At 66.7% G+C, this 22,769-nt stretch carries 21 protein-coding genes, 1 tRNA gene and 1 pseudogene; 2 read left to right on the top strand and 21 right to left on the bottom strand.

All coding sequences use genetic code 11. The features are described from left to right. Positions 1-46: 46 nt before the first annotated feature. The 11 genes from ACOI2T_RS10455 to fadD1 form a co-directional block, all read right to left on the bottom strand. On the bottom strand, positions 47-1,384 hold the full coding sequence (locus ACOI2T_RS10455) for a F0F1 ATP synthase subunit B/delta (protein WP_409506445.1): 1,338 nt from the start codon (positions 1,382-1,384) through the stop codon (positions 47-49). Beyond that, the gene (locus tag ACOI2T_RS10450) at positions 1,385-1,882 is read right to left on the bottom strand and encodes a F0F1 ATP synthase subunit B (protein ID WP_067858644.1); all 498 of its coding nucleotides are present in this window, start codon (positions 1,880-1,882) and stop codon (positions 1,385-1,387) included. A gap of 9 nt (positions 1,883-1,891) precedes the next feature. Continuing rightward, positions 1,892-2,152: a F0F1 ATP synthase subunit C gene (locus ACOI2T_RS10445; protein WP_036440957.1), complete on the bottom strand. Its 261-nt coding sequence runs from the start codon at positions 2,150-2,152 to the stop codon at positions 1,892-1,894. 79 nt (positions 2,153-2,231) lie between these two features. After that, a complete protein-coding gene (gene atpB, locus ACOI2T_RS10440) occupies positions 2,232-3,008 on the bottom strand; it encodes a F0F1 ATP synthase subunit A (protein ID WP_067858647.1) in 777 nt (258 codons plus the stop codon). 10 nt (positions 3,009-3,018) lie between these two features. Beyond that, complete coding sequence (locus tag ACOI2T_RS10435; protein WP_067858650.1) at positions 3,019-3,465, bottom strand: ATP synthase subunit I; 447 nt, start codon at positions 3,463-3,465, stop codon at positions 3,019-3,021. Positions 3,466-3,735: 270 nt separating this feature from the next. Further along, complete coding sequence (locus tag ACOI2T_RS10430) at positions 3,736-4,929, bottom strand: glycosyltransferase family 4 protein (protein WP_067858653.1); 1,194 nt, start codon at positions 4,927-4,929, stop codon at positions 3,736-3,738. A gap of 10 nt (positions 4,930-4,939) precedes the next feature. Next, entirely contained in the window at positions 4,940-5,605 is a 666-nt protein-coding gene (locus ACOI2T_RS10425) for an L-threonylcarbamoyladenylate synthase (protein WP_085145942.1), read from the bottom strand. Between the two features lie 4 nt (positions 5,606-5,609). Next, the gene (gene prmC, locus ACOI2T_RS10420; RefSeq protein WP_409506444.1) at positions 5,610-6,467 is read right to left on the bottom strand and encodes a peptide chain release factor N(5)-glutamine methyltransferase; all 858 of its coding nucleotides are present in this window, start codon (positions 6,465-6,467) and stop codon (positions 5,610-5,612) included. Between the two features lie 19 nt (positions 6,468-6,486). After that, positions 6,487-7,566 carry a peptide chain release factor 1 gene (gene prfA / locus ACOI2T_RS10415; RefSeq protein WP_067858663.1) on the bottom strand — a complete coding sequence of 360 codons (1,080 nt, stop codon included), beginning with the start codon at positions 7,564-7,566 and terminating at the stop codon, positions 6,487-6,489. Between the two features lie 87 nt (positions 7,567-7,653). After that, positions 7,654-7,893 carry a 50S ribosomal protein L31 gene (gene rpmE / locus ACOI2T_RS10410; protein ID WP_067858665.1) on the bottom strand — a complete coding sequence of 80 codons (240 nt, stop codon included), beginning with the start codon at positions 7,891-7,893 and terminating at the stop codon, positions 7,654-7,656. Between the two features lie 195 nt (positions 7,894-8,088). Beyond that, positions 8,089-9,675, bottom strand: coding sequence for a fatty-acid--CoA ligase FadD1 (fadD1, locus tag ACOI2T_RS10405; RefSeq protein WP_409506443.1), 1,587 nt, complete (start codon positions 9,673-9,675; stop codon positions 8,089-8,091). 90 nt (positions 9,676-9,765) lie between these two features. Between fadD1 and ACOI2T_RS10400 the strand changes: the two genes are divergently transcribed. Beyond that, on the top strand, positions 9,766-10,410 hold the full coding sequence (locus ACOI2T_RS10400; RefSeq protein ID WP_067858672.1) for a TetR/AcrR family transcriptional regulator: 645 nt from the start codon (positions 9,766-9,768) through the stop codon (positions 10,408-10,410). Here the strand turns inward: ACOI2T_RS10400 and ACOI2T_RS10395 are convergent. The 8 genes and pseudogenes from ACOI2T_RS10395 to argS form a co-directional block, all read right to left on the bottom strand. Beyond that, positions 10,371-10,973, bottom strand: a complete 603-nt coding sequence (locus tag ACOI2T_RS10395; protein WP_409506442.1) for a PadR family transcriptional regulator — start codon at positions 10,971-10,973, stop codon at positions 10,371-10,373. The two genes, ACOI2T_RS10400 and ACOI2T_RS10395, sit on opposite strands and share 40 nt — an antisense overlap. Continuing rightward, on the bottom strand, positions 10,961-11,671 hold the full coding sequence (locus ACOI2T_RS10390; protein ID WP_409506441.1) for a DUF8817 family protein: 711 nt from the start codon (positions 11,669-11,671) through the stop codon (positions 10,961-10,963). Before ACOI2T_RS10390 ends, ACOI2T_RS10395 begins: the two co-directional genes overlap by 13 nt. A gap of 89 nt (positions 11,672-11,760) precedes the next feature. After that, complete coding sequence (rho, locus tag ACOI2T_RS10385) at positions 11,761-13,794, bottom strand: transcription termination factor Rho (protein WP_409506440.1); 2,034 nt, start codon at positions 13,792-13,794, stop codon at positions 11,761-11,763. 326 nt (positions 13,795-14,120) lie between these two features. Beyond that, complete coding sequence (gene thrB / locus ACOI2T_RS10380; protein WP_409506439.1) at positions 14,121-15,068, bottom strand: homoserine kinase; 948 nt, start codon at positions 15,066-15,068, stop codon at positions 14,121-14,123. Positions 15,069-15,079: 11 nt separating this feature from the next. Further along, the gene (thrC, locus tag ACOI2T_RS10375) at positions 15,080-16,174 is read right to left on the bottom strand and encodes a threonine synthase (protein WP_067858684.1); all 1,095 of its coding nucleotides are present in this window, start codon (positions 16,172-16,174) and stop codon (positions 15,080-15,082) included. After that, positions 16,171-17,489, bottom strand: a pseudogene (locus ACOI2T_RS10370) (homoserine dehydrogenase). The gene thrC and the pseudogene ACOI2T_RS10370 overlap by 4 nt, the downstream one beginning before the upstream one ends. Then, the gene (lysA, locus tag ACOI2T_RS10365) at positions 17,486-18,910 is read right to left on the bottom strand and encodes a diaminopimelate decarboxylase (protein ID WP_409506438.1); all 1,425 of its coding nucleotides are present in this window, start codon (positions 18,908-18,910) and stop codon (positions 17,486-17,488) included. The pseudogene ACOI2T_RS10370 and the gene lysA overlap by 4 nt, the downstream one beginning before the upstream one ends. After that, positions 18,907-20,559 (bottom strand): arginine--tRNA ligase, encoded by a 1,653-nt coding sequence (gene argS / locus ACOI2T_RS10360; RefSeq protein ID WP_409506437.1) that lies wholly within the window; start codon positions 20,557-20,559, stop codon positions 18,907-18,909. The genes lysA and argS overlap by 4 nt, the downstream gene beginning before the upstream one ends. A gap of 105 nt (positions 20,560-20,664) precedes the next feature. Here argS and ACOI2T_RS10355 point away from each other — a divergent pair. Next, positions 20,665-20,737 (top strand) — tRNA-Arg (locus ACOI2T_RS10355). A 174-nt stretch (positions 20,738-20,911) separates the two neighbouring features. Here the strand turns inward: ACOI2T_RS10355 and ACOI2T_RS10350 are convergent. Both ACOI2T_RS10350 and ACOI2T_RS10345 read right to left on the bottom strand, forming a co-directional pair. Further along, on the bottom strand, positions 20,912-21,253 hold the full coding sequence (locus ACOI2T_RS10350; RefSeq protein WP_421876481.1) for an ASCH domain-containing protein: 342 nt from the start codon (positions 21,251-21,253) through the stop codon (positions 20,912-20,914). Positions 21,254-21,288: 35 nt separating this feature from the next. Next, entirely contained in the window at positions 21,289-22,710 is a 1,422-nt protein-coding gene (locus ACOI2T_RS10345) for a GNAT family N-acetyltransferase (RefSeq protein WP_409506435.1), read from the bottom strand. Positions 22,711-22,769 lie beyond the last annotated feature (59 nt).

The following is a 22,769-nucleotide window of genomic DNA, read 5'->3' as shown; positions in this document are numbered from 1 at the left end:
TTTTCGTCTTCCTACCTTGTTCTTAGGGTGGTTCGTGAGTTTCGACTCAGTCCGGCAACCGGGTCTGAGCGGCGGCTAGTCGGGACGAGATGGAGCCGTCGATCACCTCGTCGCCGACGGTGATCGACAGACCACCGAGGACTTCTGGGTCGACGTGCAGCTGGACGGACACCGGGTGGCCGTAGATACGGCTGAGCACCTCGGTGAGGCGCGTGCGCTGGGCATCGCTCAGCTCGGCGGCGGCCGTCACATGGGCGACGACCTCACCGCGGCGTGCCACCGCGAGCTCGGCGAGGTCGATGACGGCCTCGTCGGCACGCTCGCCGCGCAGCAGTCGGACGGTCTGGGTCAACAGCGCCGCTGCGGTCCCGTTCACCCCGGAGCCACCGGTGAGCACCTTGTCCAGCAAGGCAACTCGACCGTCGGCCGGCGTCGTGTAGTCGCTCAGGAGAGCCGACAGTCGCGGCTCGGCGTCGAGGACGCGGCCGAACCGGAACAGCTGGTCCTCCACCTCGTCGACCTCACCCGCGGTCTCGGCCCGCTTGAGCAGAGCCAGACGCGCGGTGTGTTCGATTGCGTCGACCAGGTTGGACTCGGTCGACCAGCGCTGCGACACCGCGGTCCGCAGCACGTCCAGAGCGGGGGCGCCCACCTTGCCGTTCAGCAGGCGCTCGAGCAGCCGCACCTTGGGCGCGGCGTCGTCGGCCGGTTCGGCCAGGTGCTTGTTGAGCACCGACTCGGACAGCAGCAGGTTGGCCACCGATGCCAGTTCGTCGGCGAGCGTGGTCAGACCGTTCGCGTCGAGACCGCCCGCGATCTCGTCGAACTTGCCCACCAGGACAGCCAGCGACTCACGGCTGGCGGCCCGAAGCCGGGACGTGGCGGCGGTGTCGATCACCACCGTGGACGGAGCCATCTCCTCCAGCTCGGCCAGGAAGCGGTCGACCGTTGCCGCCTGCGCCTGCGGATCGGACACGTGCGCCCGCACCAGCTCGGCGGCCTTGGCCACCGACTCCTCGCCGAGACCCGAGCGCAGCTGACGGATGAGCTGCTGGCGCATCAGCTGAACCTGTTGTGCGCCTTGGGCCTTGATGCGCTCGGCTTCGGTACCGGCCTGTTCGGCCAGCTGCGCGGCAATGCGCTCGGAGTCCTGCTTGGCCTCGTCGGTGACCTTCTCCGACTCTGCCTTGGCATCCGCGAGCGCCTTGGCGTGCATCGCGTCGGCATCGGCGAGTTTCTTCGACGCCTCCGCACTTTCAGCGAGAGCGACGCGCACGGCTTCCTGCTGCTTCTGCATCAGGGACCGCACGGGCGGCACTACCCACTTCACGATGATGAATGCGATGACGGCGAAGCCGATCAGCTGTCCGATGAATATCGACATCTACTGCGTCCCACCTGATTTCACGTCGACGCCGAGGATGCGGCTGGCCAGGGTGGCCGACAGTCCATCCACGGACGATTCGAGGCCACCGCGCACCTGATCGCTCTGCGCGGACAGTTGCTCATCGGCCTGGCGTACGGTCTCGGCTACCTCACCGCTCGCTTCGGCGCGCTTTTCGTCGACAACCTGACGACCCGACGCGCGGGCCTCGTCCCTGATGGACGACGCCTGCGCACGTGCGCCGGCCATGGCCTCGTCGTAATCGGCCTGTGCCGCGGCGACCTGCTCGGCCGACTTGCGGTTGTCCGCTGCCGTCTTGGCCAGCATCGCTTCCCGCTCCGCGAGCACCTTGCTGATCGGCGGCACAACCCATTTCGCGATCACGCCGAGCACGATCAGGAAGATGATCAGCACGGCGAAGAAGGTGCCGTTGGGGACCAGGAAGTTGCTCTGGCCCCCACCGCCTTCCTCCGCCGCGAGGATGGTTAGGTCACTCATACCGACGGACTACTGCAGGCCCGGCGTGGCGAAGACGAACAGCGCCATGAAGGCCAGGTTGATGAAGTACGCGGCCTCAACCAGACCAACGGTGATGAAGAACGGGGTGAAAAGCCGGCCCTGGGCCTCGGGCTGCCGGGCGATGCCCGAGATCAGCGCGTTACCCGCAATGCCGTCACCGATACCAGCGCCGATGGCGCCGCCACCCATGATCAATCCACCGCCGATCAGAGCGCCGGCCGTGATGATGGCGTTTGGATCGAGTTCCATTCCTTTTATCCTCCTTGATAACTGGTGGCTGTGCCGCCAGAGGTTCGTGTGGTGCGGTTGTTGGGACTAATGGCTTTGGTCAGTGATCTTCGTGGTCCAGCTCCATCGACTGGCTGAAGTACAGGATCGTCAGCAGCGAGAAGATGAACGCCTGGATCAGGCCGACGAACAAGTCGAAGGTCTTCCAGATCGCGTTGGGTGCCCACTGGATGTACCAGGGGAACATCGCGATGAGCGCCACCAGGATGCCGCCGGCGAAGATGTTGCCGAAAAGACGGAGTGCCAACGAGATGGGCTTGGCCAGCTCCTCGACGATGTTGATCGGCGCGAGGAATGCGACGTGACCCTTGACCACCTTGAGCGGGTGGCCGATGATGCCCCGGCGCCAGACGCCCGCGGCGTGGTAGGCGACGAACACGAACAGCGCGAGCGCCAGCACGAAGTTGATGTCGGAGGCCGGCGGCTTGTACAGCTCGCCCGCGGCGCCGTCCGATCCGCCGTACTGCAGCGGAAGCACCGCCAGCCAGTTGGAGATCAGGATGAACACGAAGATGGTGACCGCCAGGGGCAGCACGAACGGCGCGACCTTCATGCCGATGGCACTTTCGATCTGACCGCGCATCTGGATGGTCAGCGCTTCCCAGAACAGCTGGACACCGCCCGGCACCCCGGTCGAGGTGACCTTGGCGCGCAGGAAGAACGCCAACCCGATCACGATCACCGCGGTGATCGCGGTCGCGAGGATGGTGTCACCGTTGAACGTCATCCCGAACAGCTCGAACACCATGGTGTGGTGTCCGACGTGGATGGCGGCACCGCCTTCTTCGGCGGCCAGCACGGTCGTCGTCTGAGTCATAGAGGTCAGCTCAACCCTTCGATTCCGAATCCAAGACGTCCAGGCCGTTCGTGCGGATCTTGCGCAGCACGGGGATGCTGGTGCTCATCACCAGCAGCGCCTGGAACACCGCCAGCCCGAACAGCACCGCGATGCCGCCCGAGGTTCTGAAGACAAACGCGATCGCGAGCGCGATCGCGGTGATGGCCAGCAACCGGGTCGCCGAGTTGACCGCCATCTTCTTCTTGAGAGGGTGCTCTTCAGCGGTGATCGACTCCACCGCGCGGCGCACCAGGAGGGCGTTGATCAGCCCGAGGGCCAGACCGGCCCCGAAGAAAAGTCCGAAGAAAATGTGTCCGGTGAACCCGGCCGCGAGAGTTGCGACTCCGGTCAACGCGACGCAGACGATCAACAGGCGCAGCGGCCTGAAAGCCACCGACGGAAACACCAACGGCGCATCTTGCGCTGGTGTCGTCACTGCTTCACCTCAATCCCGCGGTCACGAGAACTACCACAATTCACTGGCAAAACCCTGTGCGTGCCCGACGAGCGTATCGAAGGGCGACGGGCGCGCTGGAATCACCCAAGGGGTAGCTCCCTTTTGTCGGTCGTTGATCGGCTCCGATCGGCTCTGAGAACCGATGGGCCGGGCCGGCAACCCGCGAGGTTTTTCGGGTTCTGCCAGCACCGTACCACATGGTAGGCACCCCTAAACGGGGCCTACTACTTTTTGTCGTATTGGCCGGTTTTACTGCTCCTCGGATGCCTCCGAGTCACGGCGCAACAAGGGGATCAACGTGACGACGATCGCGACCAGAATGGCGGCCACCATCACCGCACCGGTGTGGCGCGGATCGAAGAAGATCGTGCTCGCCGCACCGAACGCGATGATGCCGACCCACAGGTAGATCAGCAGGACCGCACGCCGGTGCGAGTGCCCGATCTGCAGGAGCCGGTGATGCAGGTGCATCTTGTCGGGGCTGAGCGGGCTGCGCCCGGCCCGGGTTCGACGCACGATCGCGAGCAAGGTGTCGAGCGCCGGTACCAGCATCACCGCGACCACCAGCAAAAACGGCGACAACAGCGCGAACACGTCGCGGGCGCCGTAGGCGTTCTGCGAGATCGGGCCTGCCGCCGTCGTCGACGCCGCTCCGAGCATCAGGCCGATCAGCATGGATCCGGAGTCGCCCATGAAGATCTTGGCCCGGTGGAAGTTGTGCGGCAGGAACCCCAGACACGCGCCGGCCAGCACGACCGAGATGACGGCAGGCGGGTAGAACAGGACGTCGCCGCCGTGGTCGCGAAGCAGCCCGACCGAGAACACGCAGATGGCGAGCGCCGTGATCAGTCCGAGGCCCGCCGCGAGCCCGTCGAGCCCGTCGACGAAGTTCATCGCGTTGACGATCGACACGGTCAGCGCCAAGGTCAGCAGAATCGACGAAACCTGGTCGAGGACGATCGTGCCCACTCCCCCGATCGGGATGTAGAGCACGCTCCAGGCCACGCCCATCGTGACGAGCACGCTGGCGGCCGTGATCTGACCGGCGAACTTGGTCAACGCGTCCAGGCCCCAGCGGTCGTCGATCAGCCCGATCGCCATGATCAGCCCGCCGGCGACCACGACCGCGGGCATGCCGGTCGAATAGACGAAACCCCGCGTCAGCGCGGGCAGCTGGGAGGCCAGCAGCACGGCCGCGGCCACCCCGATGTACATGGCCAGCCCGCCCATCCGCGGGATCGGGTGGACATGTACATCGCGTTCGCGTGGATACGCGACGGCGCCGAGCCGGATGGCGAGCGCGCGCACCCAGCCGGTGGCGAAGTAGGTGATGATGGCGGCCGTCAGGCCCACGAGCGCGAGCTCGCGCAGCGGCACACCGGCTCCCCGGTCCGACAACGCGAGAACCCCGTCGGCCGTGATCACCGGTGCACCGTACTGCAGAAAGCTGAGATCATTCCGTCAATGGCGGGGCGAGTGTCGAGACTTCCACTTCGAGAACCCGCGCGATGTCCTCGGCGCTGATCGGACCGCTGCGCAGGATGCGGGGTTGTGCGCCGGTCAGGTCCACGATGGTCGACGCGGCCTGTTGTTCGGCAGGCCCGCCGTCGAGGTAGACCTCGACGAGATCGCCGAGCTGATCGCGCGCCTCGGCCGCGGTGACCGCGGCCGGTCGGCCGGAGATGTTGGCACTCGACACCGCCATCGGGCCGACCTCACGCAGGAGTTCGATCGCGACCGGGTGCAGTGGCATCCGCAGCATGACGCTGCCGTGGGCATCGCCGAGATCCCATTGCAGCGACGGCGCTTGCTGCACCACGAGGCTCAGCGCGCCGGGCCAGAACGCCCGGATCAGTTCGCGAGCGGTCCGCGGCACCGAGTAGACGAGCCCGTCGATGGTGGTCCAGGAGCCGACGAGAACGCCGACGGGCATGTCACGCCCTCGACCTTTGGCCGACAGCAGCGCCCCGACCGCTTCCGGGTCGAACGCGTCGGCGCCGATGCCGTAGACGGTGTCGGTGGGCATCACGACGAGGCGGCCGCCTTTGACCGCGCTGACCGCCGAGGCGATACCGGTTTCCCGCGCGACGGGATCGGCACAGTCGAACAGCTCGCTCATACTGTCAGCTTCGCCCAATTCGGGTCGCCGTGACAAAGCGGGGTCGTCCCGCCAGGTCGCGGTGGGCCGTCACGTCGCCGAAGCTGCCGTCGTTGGCGAGTGCCGCGACGGTGCGGTGCGACGTGGTGTCGTCGTGCTCGACCGCGCATGCGCCGCCGTCGCGCAGCCAGCGCGCCGCGAGCCGCACGAGCGGTCCGATCACCGCCATGCCGTCCGGCCCACCGAACAGCGCATGGGCCGGATCATGGTCTGCGACTTCCGGTTCGAGCTCGGCCCCGTCCGGGATATAGGGCGGATTCGACACCACCAGGTCAACCGCGCCGTCGAGTTCGGGCAGCAGCCCGGGGGCCGTGACGTCGGCGGCAAGCACCTCGACCGTCGTCCCCGCGGTGTTGCGGCGCGCGTACTCCAGCGCGGCAGGCGAGTCGTCGACGGCGATCACGCGCGCGTCGGGCCGGTGCCGGGCCAGCGCAAGCGCAAGCGCCCCCGAGCCCGTGCACAGGTCGACGATCACGGCTCCGCGTGGAACGTCATGCGTGTCAACCCAATTCACTGCCCATTCGAGCAGCGACTCGGTTTCCGGCCGCGGGATGAACACCCCGGGGCCCACCGCGAGGGTGAGCGGGCCGAACGCCGCGGTTCCGATCAGGTGCTGCAACGGCACGCGCCGGGACCGGGCGGCCACGAGGTCGTGGAATGTCTGCAGGACGTCGGGCCCGGGATCGTCGAGCAGTATCAGACGGCCGCGGTCGGTGCCCGCGGCGTGCGCGGCGAGCAGTTCGGCGTCGATGCGCGGCGAACCGACGCCCGCCGCCTCGAGTGTCGCCGTCGCAGCCTCGATCGCTTGTCGCATGGAGGTCATACCGCCCCGGCGTACCGGGTCAGGCCTGCTGCAGGCGGGCCTGCTTGTCGGCTTCGGCGAGTGCGTCGAACAGCGGGTCGAGGTCGCCGTCGAGCACCTGGTCGAGGTTGTGGGCCTTGAAGTTGATGCGGTGATCGGCGATCCGGTTTTCCGGGAAGTTGTAGGTACGGATGCGCTCGCTGCGGTCGACCGTCCGGATCTGGCTCGCCCGGTCGGCCGAGGCGTCGGCCTGGGCCTGTTCTTCGGCCAGCGCCTGCAGCCGGGCCGCCAGCACCTGCATCGCGCGCGCCTTGTTCTGCAGCTGTGAGCGTTCGTTCTGGCAGGTGACGACGATGCCGGTGGGCAGATGCGTGATCCGCACGGCCGAGTCGGTGGTGTTGACGCCCTGGCCGCCCTTGCCCGACGACCGGTACACATCGATGCGCAGATCCGATTCGTCGATCGCGACTTCCTCGACCTCTTCGGGTTCGGGGTAGACCAGCACGCCGGCCGCCGAGGTGTGCACGCGGCCCTGCGATTCGGTGACGGGAACCCGCTGAACTCGGTGCACTCCGCCCTCGAACTTCAGCCTCGCCCACACACCGTCGGCGGAATCGCCCTTGCTCCGGATCGACAGCGTGGCGTCCTTGTAGCCGCCGAGATCGGACGTCGTCTCGTCGAGCATCGTCACGCTCCAGCCGTGACGTTCGGCGTACCGCATGTACATCCGCGCCAGATCGGCCGCGAACAGCGCGGACTCCTCGCCGCCTTCGCCCGATTTCACCTCGAGCACGATGTCGTCGGCGTCGTGCGGGTCGCGTGGGGCGAGCTGATCGGTCAGCTGTCGGTCCAACTCGGCGACCGTGGCGGCGAGCTCGTCGACCTCGGCGGCGAAACTGGCGTCGTCGGCGGCCAGCTCACGGGCCGCTTCGAGGTCGCCGCGGGCGGCTTCCAGCTTGCGGTACGTCGCGACGACGGGCGAGACCTGCGCGAACCGGCGGCCCACCTTGCGGGCGGCCGCCGCGTCGGAATGCAGATTGGGATCGGCGAGCTGGCGCTCGAGGTCAGCGTGCTCGGCCAGCAACGCCTCGATCGCCGGCGCGGTATCTGTGTCGGTCACTTGCCCGCTCCTTCCCGAATCCTCCGTGAAACGAAAACAGCGCCCGGATCCGACGCGGATGCGACAGATCGGGCGCTGTTGACGTAGCTACTTGTCCGCTGCGGCCTTGTCACCGGCGGGCTTGCGCTTGCCGTAGCGCTTCTCGAAGCGGGCGACGCGGCCGCCGCTGTCGAGGATCTTCTGCTTGCCGGTGTAGAACGGATGGCACTGCGAGCAGACCTCGACGACGATCTGTCCGCTCTGCTTCGTGCTGCGCGTGGTGAAGGTGTTGCCACAACCGCAGTGCACGGTGGTCTCGACGTACTCAGGATGAATGCCTGTTTTCATGGTTCCTCTTCATTCGTGGGCCCGGGTCGCCCGAAGTGCCAGGAGCTATTTCGCTCCTCACGTGCGCGGACGTGAACCGGGACCGAGGGTCAGCGGTCCATTATGCCAGGTCAACCGCCAGTCTCCTAAACGCGTGATGAACGGACGATATTCCGGGTATCCGATGATCGACGCCTCACCGTTTACCAACCCCGATCAGCGGTGAGGCGTCCTGTCGGCGTCGGTGTATCGCGTGCCCTCGCGCCGCCACAGGCATCGTCCGTCCGGCTCGGCACCGCGCGCGATGAGCTCGCGTTTGAGGATCTTGTTGGTCGCGGTCATCGGCAGATCGTCGGCGATCCAGACATGGCGTGGCCACGCCTTCGGTGACAGATCGGGCTGCGCGGCGAGGAACTCCTCGAAGTCCTCGGGCCTGAGGGACGCGCCGTCCTGCAGCACGATGGCGGCCATCACCTGATCGCCGACGAACTCGTCGGGCACCGGGTACACCGCGACGATGTTGACCGCGGGATGACGCACGAGAATGCGTTCGATGGGCGCCGACGTCATGTTCTCGCCGTCCACCCGCATCCAGTCGGCGGTCCGGCCGGCGAGGTAGATCCAGCCCTCGGCGTCGCGGTAGGCCAGATCGCCCGACCAGTACATTCCGTGGCGTAACCGCTCGTCGGTCGCCGACTGGTCGTTGTAGTAGCCCTGGAACAGTCCGGCGCCCGTGGTGTTGACGAGCTCGCCGATGGCCTCATCGCCGTTGACCAATGCACCGCCCGCGTCGAATTCCGCGACGGCGCACTCGGTGACGGTCTCGGGGTCGTAGATCGCCACCCCGGGGAACCCTTTGCCCACCGATCCGGGCGGGCAGTTGTCCTCGCGCGTGACGATCACGGCGCCTTCGGTAGAGCCGAAACCGTCCCACACCGTGCAGCCGAATCGCCTGCCGAATTCGGCGATGTCGCGATCGCTGGCCTCGTTGCCGAATGCCACACGCAGCGGATTGTCACTGTCGTCGGGCTGTTCGGGCGTGGCGAGCACATAGGCCAGTGGTTTGCCGACGTAGTTCAGGTAGGTCGCGCCGTAACGGCGCAGATCGCGCAGCAGTCCGGACGCCGAGAACGTCGCAGGCGCCATCGCGGCGCCCGACGCGACGGCCACGCCCCAGCCCGCCAGCAGCGCGTTGGAGTGGAACAACGGCATGGACAGGTAACAGACGTCGGCTGCGGTGATGGCGAAGCGCTCGACGAGCGCCAGCCCGGCGAACAACACCGTCATGTGCGCCACCTGCACAGCTTTGGGATCACCGCTGGTTCCCGACGTGAAAATCATCATGAACGTGTCGGTCGGCCCGACCTCGCGCAACGGTGTCAGCGGTCCCGCGTCCGTGGTCAGCTGTGCCCACTCGTCGGACGTGGTGTCGAGAATCCGGACACCGGGCAAGTCCAGGCCGGTCAGCAGATCGCGGTGTGCCGCGTCGGTGAGCAGGATCTGGCAGTCGGAACGCAGGATGTCGCGGGCCAGTGCCTCACCCCGCCGAGTGTTGTTGATGCCGCACAGGACGTAGCCCCCGAGCCCCGCGGCCGCCATCGCGGTGAGCATGTCGGGCGTGTTGCCGAGCAGTGTGCCGATGTGGACCGGACGGTCATGGTCTGCGACGGCCAGCAGGGATGCGGCCTGGCGCGATGCGTCGGCGATGTGGTGCCGCCACGTCCAGCTCTGGTCGCCGTGCTTGACCGCGACGGTGTCCTGCTCGGCCCGTTCCCGGAGCAGTTGCTGCAGCGTATCGGCCATCCAACGACTCCCCTGGGCAAGTGAACAGATTGCGAAAACTGTCTACCACGGTTGTGCCGCGACCCGGTAGCGTCATGCCTTGGCAGAATCATGTACCTATCCGAACCCCATGACCAGGAGCCACCGGAGTTGACCAGCACCACGACCCCACGAAGTGTGCGCGATCGCTTGATCGACGCGGCCGAGGTTTGTCTGCGTACCAAGGGGATTCGTGCGACGACGGTGTCGGAGGTGGCCGAGGCCGCCGGGGTGTCACGCGGCTGGCTCTATCGCCATTTCCCGGACAAGGTGACGTTGCTGGGCGCTGCGATCGTGCGCCTCAACGAGGCGTATTGGTCCGAAGCGCACGCGATGCTCGAACAGTTCGACGGGCTCGACCAGAAAATCGCCGCGGGTATCCGGCACGGCCGCACGGCCTACGACGATCCTGGCGCGCTTCTGATGAAGCTGCGGGTCGAGGAGCCCGACGAGTTCGCCGCGTGCGCGGGGGCCGGCGTGCAGGGTCTGGTGCCCGACCTCGCGGAGTTCTGGTCACGCTACCTCGTCGCGGCCCGCGACGCCGGCGAGATCCACCCCGACACCGACATCGCCGAGGCTTCGGAATGGGTTGCGCGCGTTCTTCTTACGTTCGCGACGGTGCCGGGAGAACAGTTGGACGCCGGCGACTTCGACGCAGTCCTGACTCATCTCCGCCGTTACGTGATGCCCGGCCTGAAAGCAGATCCGGCGGTTTGATCGTCGGCGAACGAGAACTCACCCGCTCGCACCCGGCCGAGCATCGCCGCAGTCCACCGGGCGTTGGCATCGAAGACACCGGTCCACAGATCGAGCAGATGCTGGGCGTGCGGCGGCTCGGCCGCATCGGGCCACTGCGGCTTCATGTCCTGTAGCTCCACGCCGATCTTCCGGCCGACGGTCAACTGCCGGGTGAGCAACTCGACGACGCGGTCGCGGGGCAGGCTGCGCATGAAGGCGATCCCGGCTCCGAACTCCTCGATGTCGGGGCTGATGAGCGCCGCTTCGAGCAGCCGAAAGAACTCCTCGACGCCGGATTCGGTGATGCCGTACACCACCCGGGCCGGTCCGCGAGGGCTCGGTTCGGCGCGCACGGAATGCAGTTTGCCTTCGCGCTCAAGCTGTTTGACTGCGTGATAGATCGACGGCGGTTTGACCGCGGTCCAGGTGTCCACGCGCCACGACATCAGTTCGCGGTGGACGGCGTACCCATGCGCCTCGCCGCGGGTCCGCACGACGCCGAGCACGAGCAGCCGGACGGTCGGCGCGGCTACCCCAGCCATCGCTCAAGGTCCGTGATCGCTTGCAGTTCGGTCGCCGCACCCTCACGTTCGTCCGGCGTCAGGTGCATCGAATCCAGTTCGGCGCGAACGGAATCCGCGGTCGCACTGTCCCCCAATACGATGGCCAGCTCGATCCGGTCCGCGAGTGCCCTGGCCAGGTCAACCCGCGGTGCGCTGTCCCGGTATCTGCGCAGCGCCGTGTCGAGGGCCCGCGCGGCGAGTACGTCGTCGTCCTTGAAATCACGGAAGATAGCGACATTGTCGAGGGCTCTGGCCAGGCCCGACAGGCTGCGCGCGCCGCCGTAGGTGATATCGGCCTCGTCGTGCCGGATGAACACGAGGCAATTCCCGGACGGGTCGTACAGGTTGAACCTGGACTGCCCGGGGCGCAGGCGGGCGATCCGCGGCAGTCCGGTGATGGGTAGGCGCCCGTAGTGCCTGCGCAGGCCGTCGCTGAAGGTGGCGTGGAAGCCACGCACGTCGTCGACGAAGATCACGCAACCACCGGACAGTTCCTCGGCCGGATTCAGGCTGGGCGCCGGTTCTTTGAAGTGCACGTTGATGTCGGCCAGCGCGAATGCCAGGTACAGGTACGGCTTGGTCTGCTGGTCGGACGTGTCGAAGCCGAGCGCCCGGTAGAACTCGACGGTCTGGTCCCGGTCGGTACAGGGCAGCAGCGGAATCGTCGTGGTGGCCATGAGGTCCATGGTAGTCAATGTTGAGTAGTATGGCTCGGATACGCAAAAGGCCCCCGCCGAAGCGAGGGCCTTGCGTGGCAGTCGACGTGTCAGTCGACGTCCATCGAGCCGGGCGCGGTCTTGGAGACCTGTACCAGGAACTCGTAGTTGTTCTTGGTCTTGCGCAACTGGCTCATCAAGAGATCGATGGCCTGGTGCGAGTCGAGACCCGAGAGAACACGGCGCAGCTTGTGCACGATCGCGAACTCGTCCGGCGACAGCAGGAGCTCGTCCTTACGGGTGCCCGACGGGTTGACGTCGACGGCCGGGAACACGCGCCGCTCGGCGATCTTGCGGTCCAGCTTGAGCTCGGCGTTACCGGTGCCCTTGAACTCCTCGAAGATCACGGTGTCACCGGTCGAGCCGGTCTCGACCATTGCCGTGGCGATGATCGTCAGCGAGCCACCGTGCTCGATGTTGCGTGCCGCACCCAGGAACCGTTTCGGCGGGTACAGCGCGGTCGAGTCCACACCACCGGACAGGATGCGGCCCGAGGCGGGCGACGCGTTGTTGTACGCACGGCCCAACCGGGTGATCGAGTCCAGCAGCACCACGACGTCCTTGCCCTGCTCAACCAGGCGCTTGGCCCGCTCGATGGCCAGCTCGGCGGCCTGCGTGTGGTCTGACGGCGGCCGGTCGAAGGTCGAGGCGATGACCTCACCCTTGACCGAGCGCTGCATATCGGTGACCTCTTCGGGGCGCTCGTCGACGAGCACGACCATGAGGTGGCATTCCGGGTTGTTGCGGGTGATCGCGTTGGCGATGTCCTGCATGATCGTCGTCTTACCGGCCTTCGGCGGGGAGACGATCAGGGCGCGCTGACCCTTACCGATCGGCATGATCAGGTCGATCACGCGGGTCGTGAGCCGCTCCGGAGTGGTCTCCAGGCGCAGGCGCTGGTTCGGGTACAGCGGTGTGAGCTTGCTGAACTCGGGCCGCTTCTTGGCGTCCTCGACCGATCCGCCGTTGACGGTGTCGAGCCGCACCAGCGGGTTGAACTTCTGGCGCGGATTCTGGCCGGTGTTCTCACCTTCGCGGGGCACGCGGACCGCACCGGTGACCGCGTCACCGCGGCGCAGCCCGTTCTTGCGGACCATGTTCATCGACACGTAGACGTCATTCGGCCCGGCGAGGTAGCCCGAGGTGCGGACGAACGCGTAGTTGTCCAGGACGTCGAGGATGCCCGCGACGGGCTGGACGACATCGTCCTCACGAATCTCGGTGTCGCCACCGCCTTCGCCGCCGCGTTCGCCACGGCGCCTGCGGTCGCGGAACCGACGGCCACGCCGGCCCTGGCGGCCCTCGCCGTCGTCATCGGCATTGCCGCCGCCGCGGTTCTGGTCGGACTGCTGATCCGACTGATCGCCCGAGGATTGCCGGTCCTGCTTGTCCTGCCGGTCTTGCTTGCCCTGGTCGTCTTTGCCCTGGTCGTCCTTGTTCCGGTCGCCCTTGGCCTGATCGTCCCGGCGCCGGTCACCCTTGTTGCGGGTCTCCTGCTTGGGCTGATCTTGCGCGACGTCCTGCTTGGCTTCCGGCTCAGCGGTCGCGGCCTTGGCCTCGACGGTCTTGGCCGGCTCGGCCTCCGCGGCCTTGGCCGGCTCCGGCTCGGCGGTCTTGGCCGGCTCCGGCTCGGCGGTCTTCGGCTGCGCGTCGGCGCCCTTCGCGTCCTCCTTGGTGGCCTCGCCACCGGCCGGAGCCCCGGCCTGGCGGGACGAGCCACGCCGCTCACGGCGACGGGGGGCGGGCTGCTCGGCAGCCTCGGCACCGGCGTCTGCAGGCGCATCGGTGGCCGCCGGGCTGCTGGCCTCAGCGGTCCGGCCATTGGTTTCGCCGCGGTGGGCGCGAATGGCTGCGATCAATTCACTCTTGCGCAGACCGGACGCACCTTCAACACCGATTTCCTTGGCGAGCGCGCGCAGCTCCGGCAGCACCATCGTCGACAGCGACGCAGGCCGGGCGCTCGAAGCGCGCGGCGCGGTGTCCGACTTGGTGGCAGCGGGCGCAACGCTGTCTGTTGTCACGGCATTGGACAAGTCACCGGTGTCATTGGCGTTGTCAGCCGTGAAGAGGTCCGTATCTGTCACGGATTTCCTTTCTTTCCCTCGCTGATTTCGTCGTGCGAGGGCTCCCCAAAGGTCAATGCGCATTCAGCCGAACCGCTGAACGCGTGGTTCACGCCGTCGCCTGCGCAACGGCGATCGCCAGGGTTCACCGTCAAACGGCGAACCGTCAGTCCACGAGTGAAACACAAGAAGATTGGGTGGTCGTCCTGGTGTCGACGCAGGCAGAGACCCTGCGATTGCTGGACGAGAGCGAGAATAACCCGCTTCGGTGCAGGAATCAAGCAACGTCAATTGCTCCGCGCGTTGTGTTTGCGCGCACACTCCTCGTGCATACCCACCCCGGGCGGTCAGTTCCGGGCCGCCACACCTGAAGTCCAGCGTACGGCGGAACCGACCGACATCTCACTGACGGTGAACCCGTTGGCGGTGCCGAACTCCAGGGCCTCGGCAGGTAGTCCCACCTGCGCGCTCATCCCCAGAACCGAGGGACCCGCCCCCGAAAGCACCGCTGCAATGCCACAACGACGCAGAATCCCCAGATATTCCGCCGAGGCCGGCATCGCGGCCGCGCGCTGGGGCTGATGCAGGACATCCTGCGTGGCGGCCATCAGCAGATCCGGCCGTTCGGTCAGCGCGACCACGAGCAGGGCCGCACGGCTGACGTTGAACCGCGCGTCGACGTGGCTGACCTGTTCCGGCAGCAGCACCCGGGTTTCGGCGGTCGACGACCGCTGCTGCGGCACGGCGGGGAACAGTCGGATGTCGGGATGCAACCGCACCGGCGCGGCCGAGTAGCGCGCTCCGCCGTCCTCCCCCGCGTCGGTCCACGAGACCACGGCGCCGCCGAGCACCGCGGCCGCGGCGTTGTCCGGATGCCCCTCGAACTCGCCGGCCAACTGGATCAGCTGGGTGTCCGTCATCGGCTCCGAACCAGCTTGTGTCACAAGGCCGTTGACCGCAGCCAAGCCGCCCACCACGGCGGCCGCCGACGAACCAAGGCCGCGCGAATGCGGAATGTCGTTGCGGCAACGCACAATCAGCCCGGGAGCCCAGTACCCCGCCGCCCGCAGGCCGGCCTCGATCGCACGCACCACCAGATGCGTCGCGTCCAGGGGCACCTGCCCGGCACCCTCGCCTTCGACCTCCACCCGGAGTCCGGATTCTGTTGTCTCGACGACGATCTCGTCATACAGGCTCAGCGCCAGGCCGAGGCTGTCGAACCCCGGACCGAGGTTCGCACTGGACGCGGCGACGACGGCGGTGGCCGTGATCCCGACGGGCAGAGTGTGTGTCACCAGACTCTCCGCTAGACCAGGCCGAGCTTGGCGACGACGGCCACCGGATCCACCGGAACCGGCGTGACGGCCGGCATGCCCTTGAGCGCGGTGTCGGGATCCTTCAGACCGTTGCCCGTGACGGTGCACACCACGGTCGAGCCGCGCTTGACCCAGCCGTCCTCGACCGACTTGAGCAGGCCCGCGATGCTGGCCGCCGACGCCGGTTCGACGAACACGCCCTCGGTCCGCGCCACCAGGTGGTAGGCCGCCAGGATCTCCTCGTCGGTGGCCGCGAGGAACCGCCCCTCGGACTGCTGCTGAGCCTCGACCGCCGAACTCCACGAGGCAGGCGATCCGATGCGAATGGCGGTCGCGATGGTCTCGGGTTCCTTGACGGGCTCGCCGAGCACCAGCGGGGCCGCGCCTGCGGCCTGGGTCCCGAGCATGCGCGGCAGCCGGTCGGTGAGGCCGTCGCGGTGGTACTCGGTGTAGCCCTTCCAGTACGCGGTGATGTTGCCCGCGTTGCCGACCGGGAGCGCATGCACGTCGGGCGCGGTGCCGAGCGCGTCGACGATCTCGAACGCCGCGGTCTTCTGGCCCTCGATGCGGTACGGGTTGACCGAGTTCACGAGCGCGATGGTCGGGAAGTCGGCGGTCATCTTGCGCGCGAGTTCGAGACAGTCGTCGAAGTTGCCGTCGATCTGAATGATCTTGGCGCCGTGCATGACCGCCTGGGCCAGCTTGCCCATCGCGATCTTGCCCTGGGGAATCAGCACCGCACACGTGATTCCGGCACGCGCTGCGTAAGCCGCGGCCGAGGCCGAGGTGTTGCCGGTCGATGCGCACAGCACGGCCTGCTGCCCGCGGGCCAACGATTCGGTGACCGCGACGGTCATACCCCGGTCCTTGAACGAACCCGTCGGGTTAAGTCCTTCGACCTTGAGATGCACTGTGCAGCCGGTGTATTCGCTCAACCGCTTGGCGTGGATGAGTGGCGTACCGCCCTCCAGCAGGGTGATCGGCGTCCAGTCGTCACCGACCGGCAGCCGGTCGCGGTAGGCCTCGATCAGGCCGGGCCAGGGCTGGTGCACCCGGGCAACTTGACCGGCCTTTGTTGAACTCATGCGCTCGTTCCTTCCATGCGGAGCACGCTGTTGATGGTCTGCACCACGTCGAGATCTGCCAGCGCCTCGACGGTCTCCGACAGCGCTGCGTCGGTGGCCTCGTGGGTGACCACGACGATGCGCGCGCCACACGGCTGGCCACCTTCGTCGACCATGCCTTCCTGGCGCACCTCGGAGATGCTGACCTCACGCTTGGCGAATTCGGCTGCCACAGCGGACAGGACGCCCGGCCGATCGGAGACGTTCATGTTGACGTAGTAGCGGGTGGGGATGAAGCCGATGGGCGCGATCGGCAGCTTGGCGTACTTCGACTCGCGCGGCCCGCGGCCACCCTGCACCCGGTTGCGGGCGGCCATCACGACGTCGCCGAGCACGGCCGACGCGGTCGGAGCGCCGCCTGCGCCCTGGCCGTAGAACATCAGCGGCCGGCCGCTTCGGCTTCGACGACGACGGCGTTGAACGCACCGTTGACCGCGGCTAGTGGATGCGACAGCGGGACCAGCGCCGGATACACGCGTGCCGAAACCCGTTGCTTGCCTTCGTCGGTGGTGAGCCGCTCGCAGATCGCGAGCAGCTTGATGGTGCAGCCCAGTGCACGTGCCGAGACGAAGTCCGCGGCGGTGACCTTGGTGATGCCCTCGCGGTACACGTCGTCGGCGGTCACGCGGGTGTGGAATGCGATCGAGGCCAGAATCGCCGCCTTGGCCGCGGCGTCGTAGCCCTCGACGTCGGCGGTGGGGTCGGCCTCGGCGTAGCCGAGCGCGCTGGCGTCGGCCAGCGCCGCCTCGTAATTGGCTCCGGTGCTGTCCATCTCGGACAGGATGTAGTTCGTGGTGCCGTTGACGATGCCGGCCACCCGCAGCACGGAGTCACCGGCCAGCGACTGGGTCAGCGGGCGGATGACCGGGATGGCCCCGGCCACCGCGGCCTCGAAATACAGGTCCACACGGGCCTTTTCGGCGGCCTGCGCCAACTCACCGGTCGACTGCGCCATCAGGGCCTTGTTGGCGGTGACGACGGACTTGCCCTGCTCGAGCGCGGCCAGGATGGCCTTGCGGGCGGGCTTGACCGGCCCCATCACCTCCACGACGATGTCGACGTCGTCACGCGACACCAGGCCCGCGATGTCGTCGGTGAGCAGATCTGTTGGCACGCCGCGATCGTCGGAGACCCGACGGACACCGATGCCGCGCAGCTCCAGCGGTGCCCCGATGCGGGCGGCCAGGTCGGCGGCGCTCTCGTTGATGATGCGCACCACTTCGCTACCGACGTTACCCAGGCCCAATACCGCTATGCCGATGGGCTTTTCACTCATTGACCACTCACCTCCAGGCTCAAAAGATCGTCGACGGTCTCCCGTCGCAGTACCAGCCGCGCCTTGCCGTCCTTCACCGCCACCACGGCGGGACGGCACAGCAGGTTGTAACGGCTCGACATCGAGTAGCAGTACGCACCGGTCGCGGCCACCCCGAGCAGATCGCCCGGCGCGATGTCATCGGAGACCCAGGTGTCGCGAACGACGATATCGCCGCTCTCGCAGTGCTTTCCGACAATCCGCGCGAGAGCGGCCGGCGCATCGCTGACGCGCGAAACCAGCCGGGCGTCGTACTCGGCCGCGTAGAGCGACGTGCGGATGTTGTCGCTCATGCCGCCGTCGACGCTCACGTACCGGCGATGTGCGGTCGGGCTCACGGCCACGTCTTTGACGGTGCCCACCTCGTAGAGCGTGATGGTCCCCGGCCCGGCGATCGCCCGGCCCGGCTCGACGACGAGCTTGGGCGCGGGCAACCCGACGGCGGCGGACTCGTTGCGCACGATGGCGAGCAATTTGTCGGCGAGCTCTTGCATGGGCGGCGGGTCATCGTGAGGAAGGTACGAGATGCCCAGGCCCCCACCGAGATCCACGATCGAAATCTGTGCCGTCTTCTCCACGCCGAACTCGGCGACCACGTCGCGCAGCAGACCGATCACCCGGTGCGCGGCGAGCTCGAACCCGGCCACGTCGAAGATCTGCGAGCCGATATGGCTGTGCAGGCCGACGAGCCGCAGGTTGTCGGTGGCGAACACCCGGCGTACCGCGTCCATCGCGGCACCGGTGGCCAGTGACAGCCCGAACTTCTGGTCTTCGTGCGCCGTCGAGATGAACTCGTGCGTATGGGCCTCCACGCCGACCGTGACGCGCACCAGCACGTCCTGCACGACACCGGCCTGCCCGGCGATCGCGTCGAGGCGCTCGATCTCGATCTCGGAGTCCAGCACCACGTGGCCGACGCCGGCCTTGACCGCCATGGTCAGCTCTTCGACGGACTTGTTGTTGCCGTGCACCGTGATTCGCTCCGCCGGGAAGCCCGCGTGCAACGCGACGGCCAGCTCGCCCCCGGTTGCCACGTCGAGCGCGAGACCTTCCTCGTTCACCCAGCGCGCGATCTCGGAGCACAGGAACGCCTTGGCCGCGTAGTGCACGTATTCACCGCCGCCGAAGGCTGCCGCGATATCGCGGCAGCGGGACCGGAAGTCGGCCTCGTCGATGACGAACAGCGGCGTGCCGAACTCGGCCGCCAGATCCGTGACCGAGACTCCGGCGATCGACACCACGCCGTCGGCACCGCGAACCAGGTTGCGCGGCCACACATTCGGCGCCAGCAGCAGGATCTCGTCCGGAGTCTGCGGTTTGGCGGGGGTTGCGGTGTGGTGAACTTCCTCGGCATGCCGGGGACCGGCGGGGTGCGCGTTCACATCCGCTCCGGGGCGGTGACGCCGAGGATCGCCAGACCGTTGGCGATGACCTGACGGGTGGCCTGGCACAGGGCAAGCCGCGCTCCATGCAGATCGCCCGGTTGCTCGTCACCCTGCGGCAGCACCCGGCAGGAGTCGTAGAACCGGTGGTAGTCGCCGGCCAGATCCTCCAGGTAGCGGCACACGCGGTGCGGTTCGCGCAGTGCGGCAGCCGTCTTGAGCACCCGGGAGAACTCGCCCAGGTTGCGGATCAGCGTGCCCTCTTTGTCGTGCGTGAGCAGGTCCAGCTTGTCGGTGCTGGCGGCCACGCCCAGACCAGCGGCATTGCGGGCCAGCGCCGACAGCCGGGCATGTGCGTACTGCACGTAGTAGACCGGGTTTTCGTTGGACGCACTCGACCACAGCGCCAGGTCGATGTCGATCGGGGTGTCCACCGACGAGCGAATCAGCGCGTACCGTGCGGCATCCACGCCGATGGCCTCGACCAGGTCGTCGAGCGTGATGACCGTGCCCGCCCGCTTGCTCATCCGCACCGGCTGACCGTCGCGCACGAGGTTGACCATCTGCCCGATCAGCACCTCGACCGTGTTCGGGTCGTCGCCGAGGGCCGCCGCGGCCGCCTTGAGCCGCGCGATGTAGCCGTGGTGGTCGGCGCCCAGCATGTAGATGCACAGGTCGAAGCCGCGCTGGCGCTTATCCAGGTAGTAGGCGAGGTCGCCGGCGATATAGGCCGGGTTGCCGTCGCTCTTGATGACGACGCGGTCCTTGTCGTCACCGAACTCGGTGGTGCGCAACCAGGTCGCGCCGTCCTTCTCGTAGATGTTGCCGGTCTCGCGCAGCTTGGCGATCGCCTGCTGTACCCGGCCGGACGTGTGCATCGAATCCTCGTGCGTGTACACGTCGAAGTCGGTGCCGAACTCGTGCAGCGACTCCTTGATGTGGGTGAACATCAGGTCGACGCCGATCGCGCGGAACGTCTCGCGCTGCTGCTCGTCGGGCAGGCTCAGCGCGTCCGGCGCCTTGGCCAGCACCTGCTGCGCGATGTCGACGATGTAGGCGCCGGCATAGCCGTCCTCGGGGGTCGGCTCGCCCTTCGCCGACGCGATGAGCGAGTTGGCGAACCGGTCGATCTGCGCGCCGTGATCGTTGAAGTAGTACTCACGCGTGACCTCGGCGCCCTGCGTGGCCAGCAGCCGCCCGAGGGCGTCACCCACAGCGGCCCAGCGGGTGCCACCGATGTGGATCGGGCCCGTGGGGTTGGCCGAGACGAACTCCAGGTTGACGTTCTGCCCCTTGAGCGCGTCCGACGCGCCGTACCCGGCCGCCGCGTCCAGCACGTTCGTGACGATGACGCCCTGCGCGGACGCCTCGATGCGCAGGTTGACGAAGCCGGGGCCGGCGACATCGGCCGCGGCGATGCCGTCGGCGGCGGCGAGCGCGGTCGCCAGCCAGCCCGCGAGTTCACGCGGATTGACCCCGACCTTCTTGGCGACCTGCAGCGCCAGGTTGGTCGCGTAGTCGCCGTGCTCCGGGTTGCGTGGGCGCTCGACCGTCACGGTCGCGGGCAACGCGGCCGTGTCCAGGTCATGTTCGGTCAGCACTGCCGCAGCAGTGGCCTTGAGCAGCTCAGCAAGGTCGGCGGGGGTCACGAGGGTCCATCCTATGGTCTGGGGTGCTCACGCCCCGAATCCGTATTCGCCGCCGAATGCGCTACGCTATCCACGCCCAATCGGCGCAGCTGGTTTATCCATCGCGCCCCCGTAGCTCAGGGGATAGAGCGTCTGCCTCCGGAGCAGAAGGCCGCAGGTTCGAATCCTGCCGGGGGCACTTTCATTTTTGCAGGTCAGGCTACGTTTTTCAGATAATCCGGGTGCCGACCGTGCGATAACGGATTCTTCCCAATGGTCGGCCAGCAAAGCGCGGCGCGTGTAGCGCTCACCCCAGACTGGTCCGACATGCGTTTCGATGAGGTCAACCTGCCGCAACGACAGGTGCACGCCGTCACGATGGGTCAGTTGGCTCGACATAGGCAAAGCTCTGCGGAGGTACGCCGGAGGGCAGAAGCTCACGAATAGGGGCGGGCTCCTCAAGTCGGATCACATTTCCAATTCGGATGCCCGATCCAACGCTGCTTCCCGCGTAGTACCGGTCGAAGTCGGCCCGGTCTATACAACCGACGCTCGCGAATCGACGCCAGAGGTTGCGAGGTGACGCGGTGACAGTTGCATCTACCTCGAAGCAGCCGATTATCCGCTGAACTGGTGCTGTGGCGTACACCCACACCACGGACACGTCGCTGGCTAGCGGCCGTTTGCGAAACTCGACCTTCTTCCGGCCGTCCATGATGGCCTCCGCATACCGCGGATGGACAGACATCACTACCTGTCTGCCAGTTGCTGGTGAACCCATTGGGTGCCATCCTCCCTCACCTTTTGAACAGTTTGTGGTGGTGCCCTGAGCACGCGGTTGGACACTAGTTCGGCCAGTGTCCACGGCGGATCGATAACCCGATCCTGGCGGAACAAGATAACGAGTACTTGCGATGGGTGCCGGGCAAGCGCCTCAATGTCGGTCGCGCTGTAAACCGTCCGTCCACCGACCAGATTCAACGCTTCCTCGGGTGAAGACGTGCGGTGCGTGTCCTCCACAACGCCAATCACCTCGACCGTCTGGAACCCGGAACGGTAGAAGAGAATTACGTCACCCTGCTGTATCTGCTTGGTTGACGCGTTACATAGGTATGCCTTTCGTAAAGCGTTTCCCCAGGGGCGGGTGGTCTGTCCGGTAATTCCGGGTAGCGCGAGCTGACCACCAGCTCCGAATGAAGCGCGTTCGGGGAACAGCTGGTTGTGCCAATTGTTCTGAATCGGTATGACAAACACCGATGCGCCGCTTGCAACCGCTGGCGGCCCATGGCGAACGTGGAAGTCGAGAGGGCTCAGCGACGCCTCTCGCGGCCGGAAGACCTTGACCAATACAACTTCACCCCTCGCCGACTGGCCGCCGTCGAAATATCCAAACAAGCCGAGGAAGTCAATCAAGCGTTGGTGGTGGTCCCAGACCTCAACGTAGGCGCTCCCTACGTCGTGGTCGTGGTGGGACTGCAAGACAGCCTTGAGTAGAAGCTCCCCATAGTGGTTGCCCGAATATGACGGTGCCACTTTGAAAGTAGAGATCTTGGTGACCGGCATGGCCAAGCCGTAGCTACCGTCCTCCTCGTTGATCTTCAGAATTGCTATCGCCGCATAGGTCCCGTCGTCTTCTTCGACGACGTAGCACTCTCGGTTCGCCGAATCCCCCTGCACTTTGGCAATCCAATCGTCGAACTCTGGATAGTCGCCACGGATGCTCTCGAAGATTTCTTGGTCGAGATCCAGCGCGTAGGACGGCACCTCCTTGACCCGGGGCGGAGGAGGGGCGACGGTCGGCTCGAGGCCTTCGAGCATCGCGACAGCATCAGCAAGCGTCAAGACACGCTCGCCAACACCAATACGCTTGGCCCTACGCCGAAGACGGCCATCATCGCTTACTAGAAAGTTGACGGCGTTCGAGTACAGCGCAGCGAGGATTCGGCGGTCGCGATGATCATTACTGTCAGGCACAACAGGGCCGAGCTCAATGTCGATCTGCGAGCTGATCGGTGATTCGACCAGCATGTCGAACTTGTTCAGTTCCGCCATCCGCTGTTGGACGCGGACGGGATCCTTGCCCTCTGCCAGTTCGTCTCGACTAGCAGGGTGTACGAAAACGCGGTGGCCCTGCTTCATCGCCAAGCGCATGAAAGTGGCGGCAGGACCCATGCCCGCTTCCATTTGGCCAGCGAATGGCTCTAACGCGATAAAAGCGTTTGTATCCAGGA

The sequence above is a fragment of the Mycolicibacterium wolinskyi str. Jessa 2025 genome, from assembly GCF_049241375.1.
GTDB classification, from domain to species: Bacteria; Actinomycetota; Actinomycetes; order Mycobacteriales; family Mycobacteriaceae; genus Mycobacterium; species Mycobacterium wolinskyi.
The sequence above is the reverse complement of the archived record's forward strand: the minus strand, read 5'-3'. Positions and strand labels throughout refer to the sequence as shown.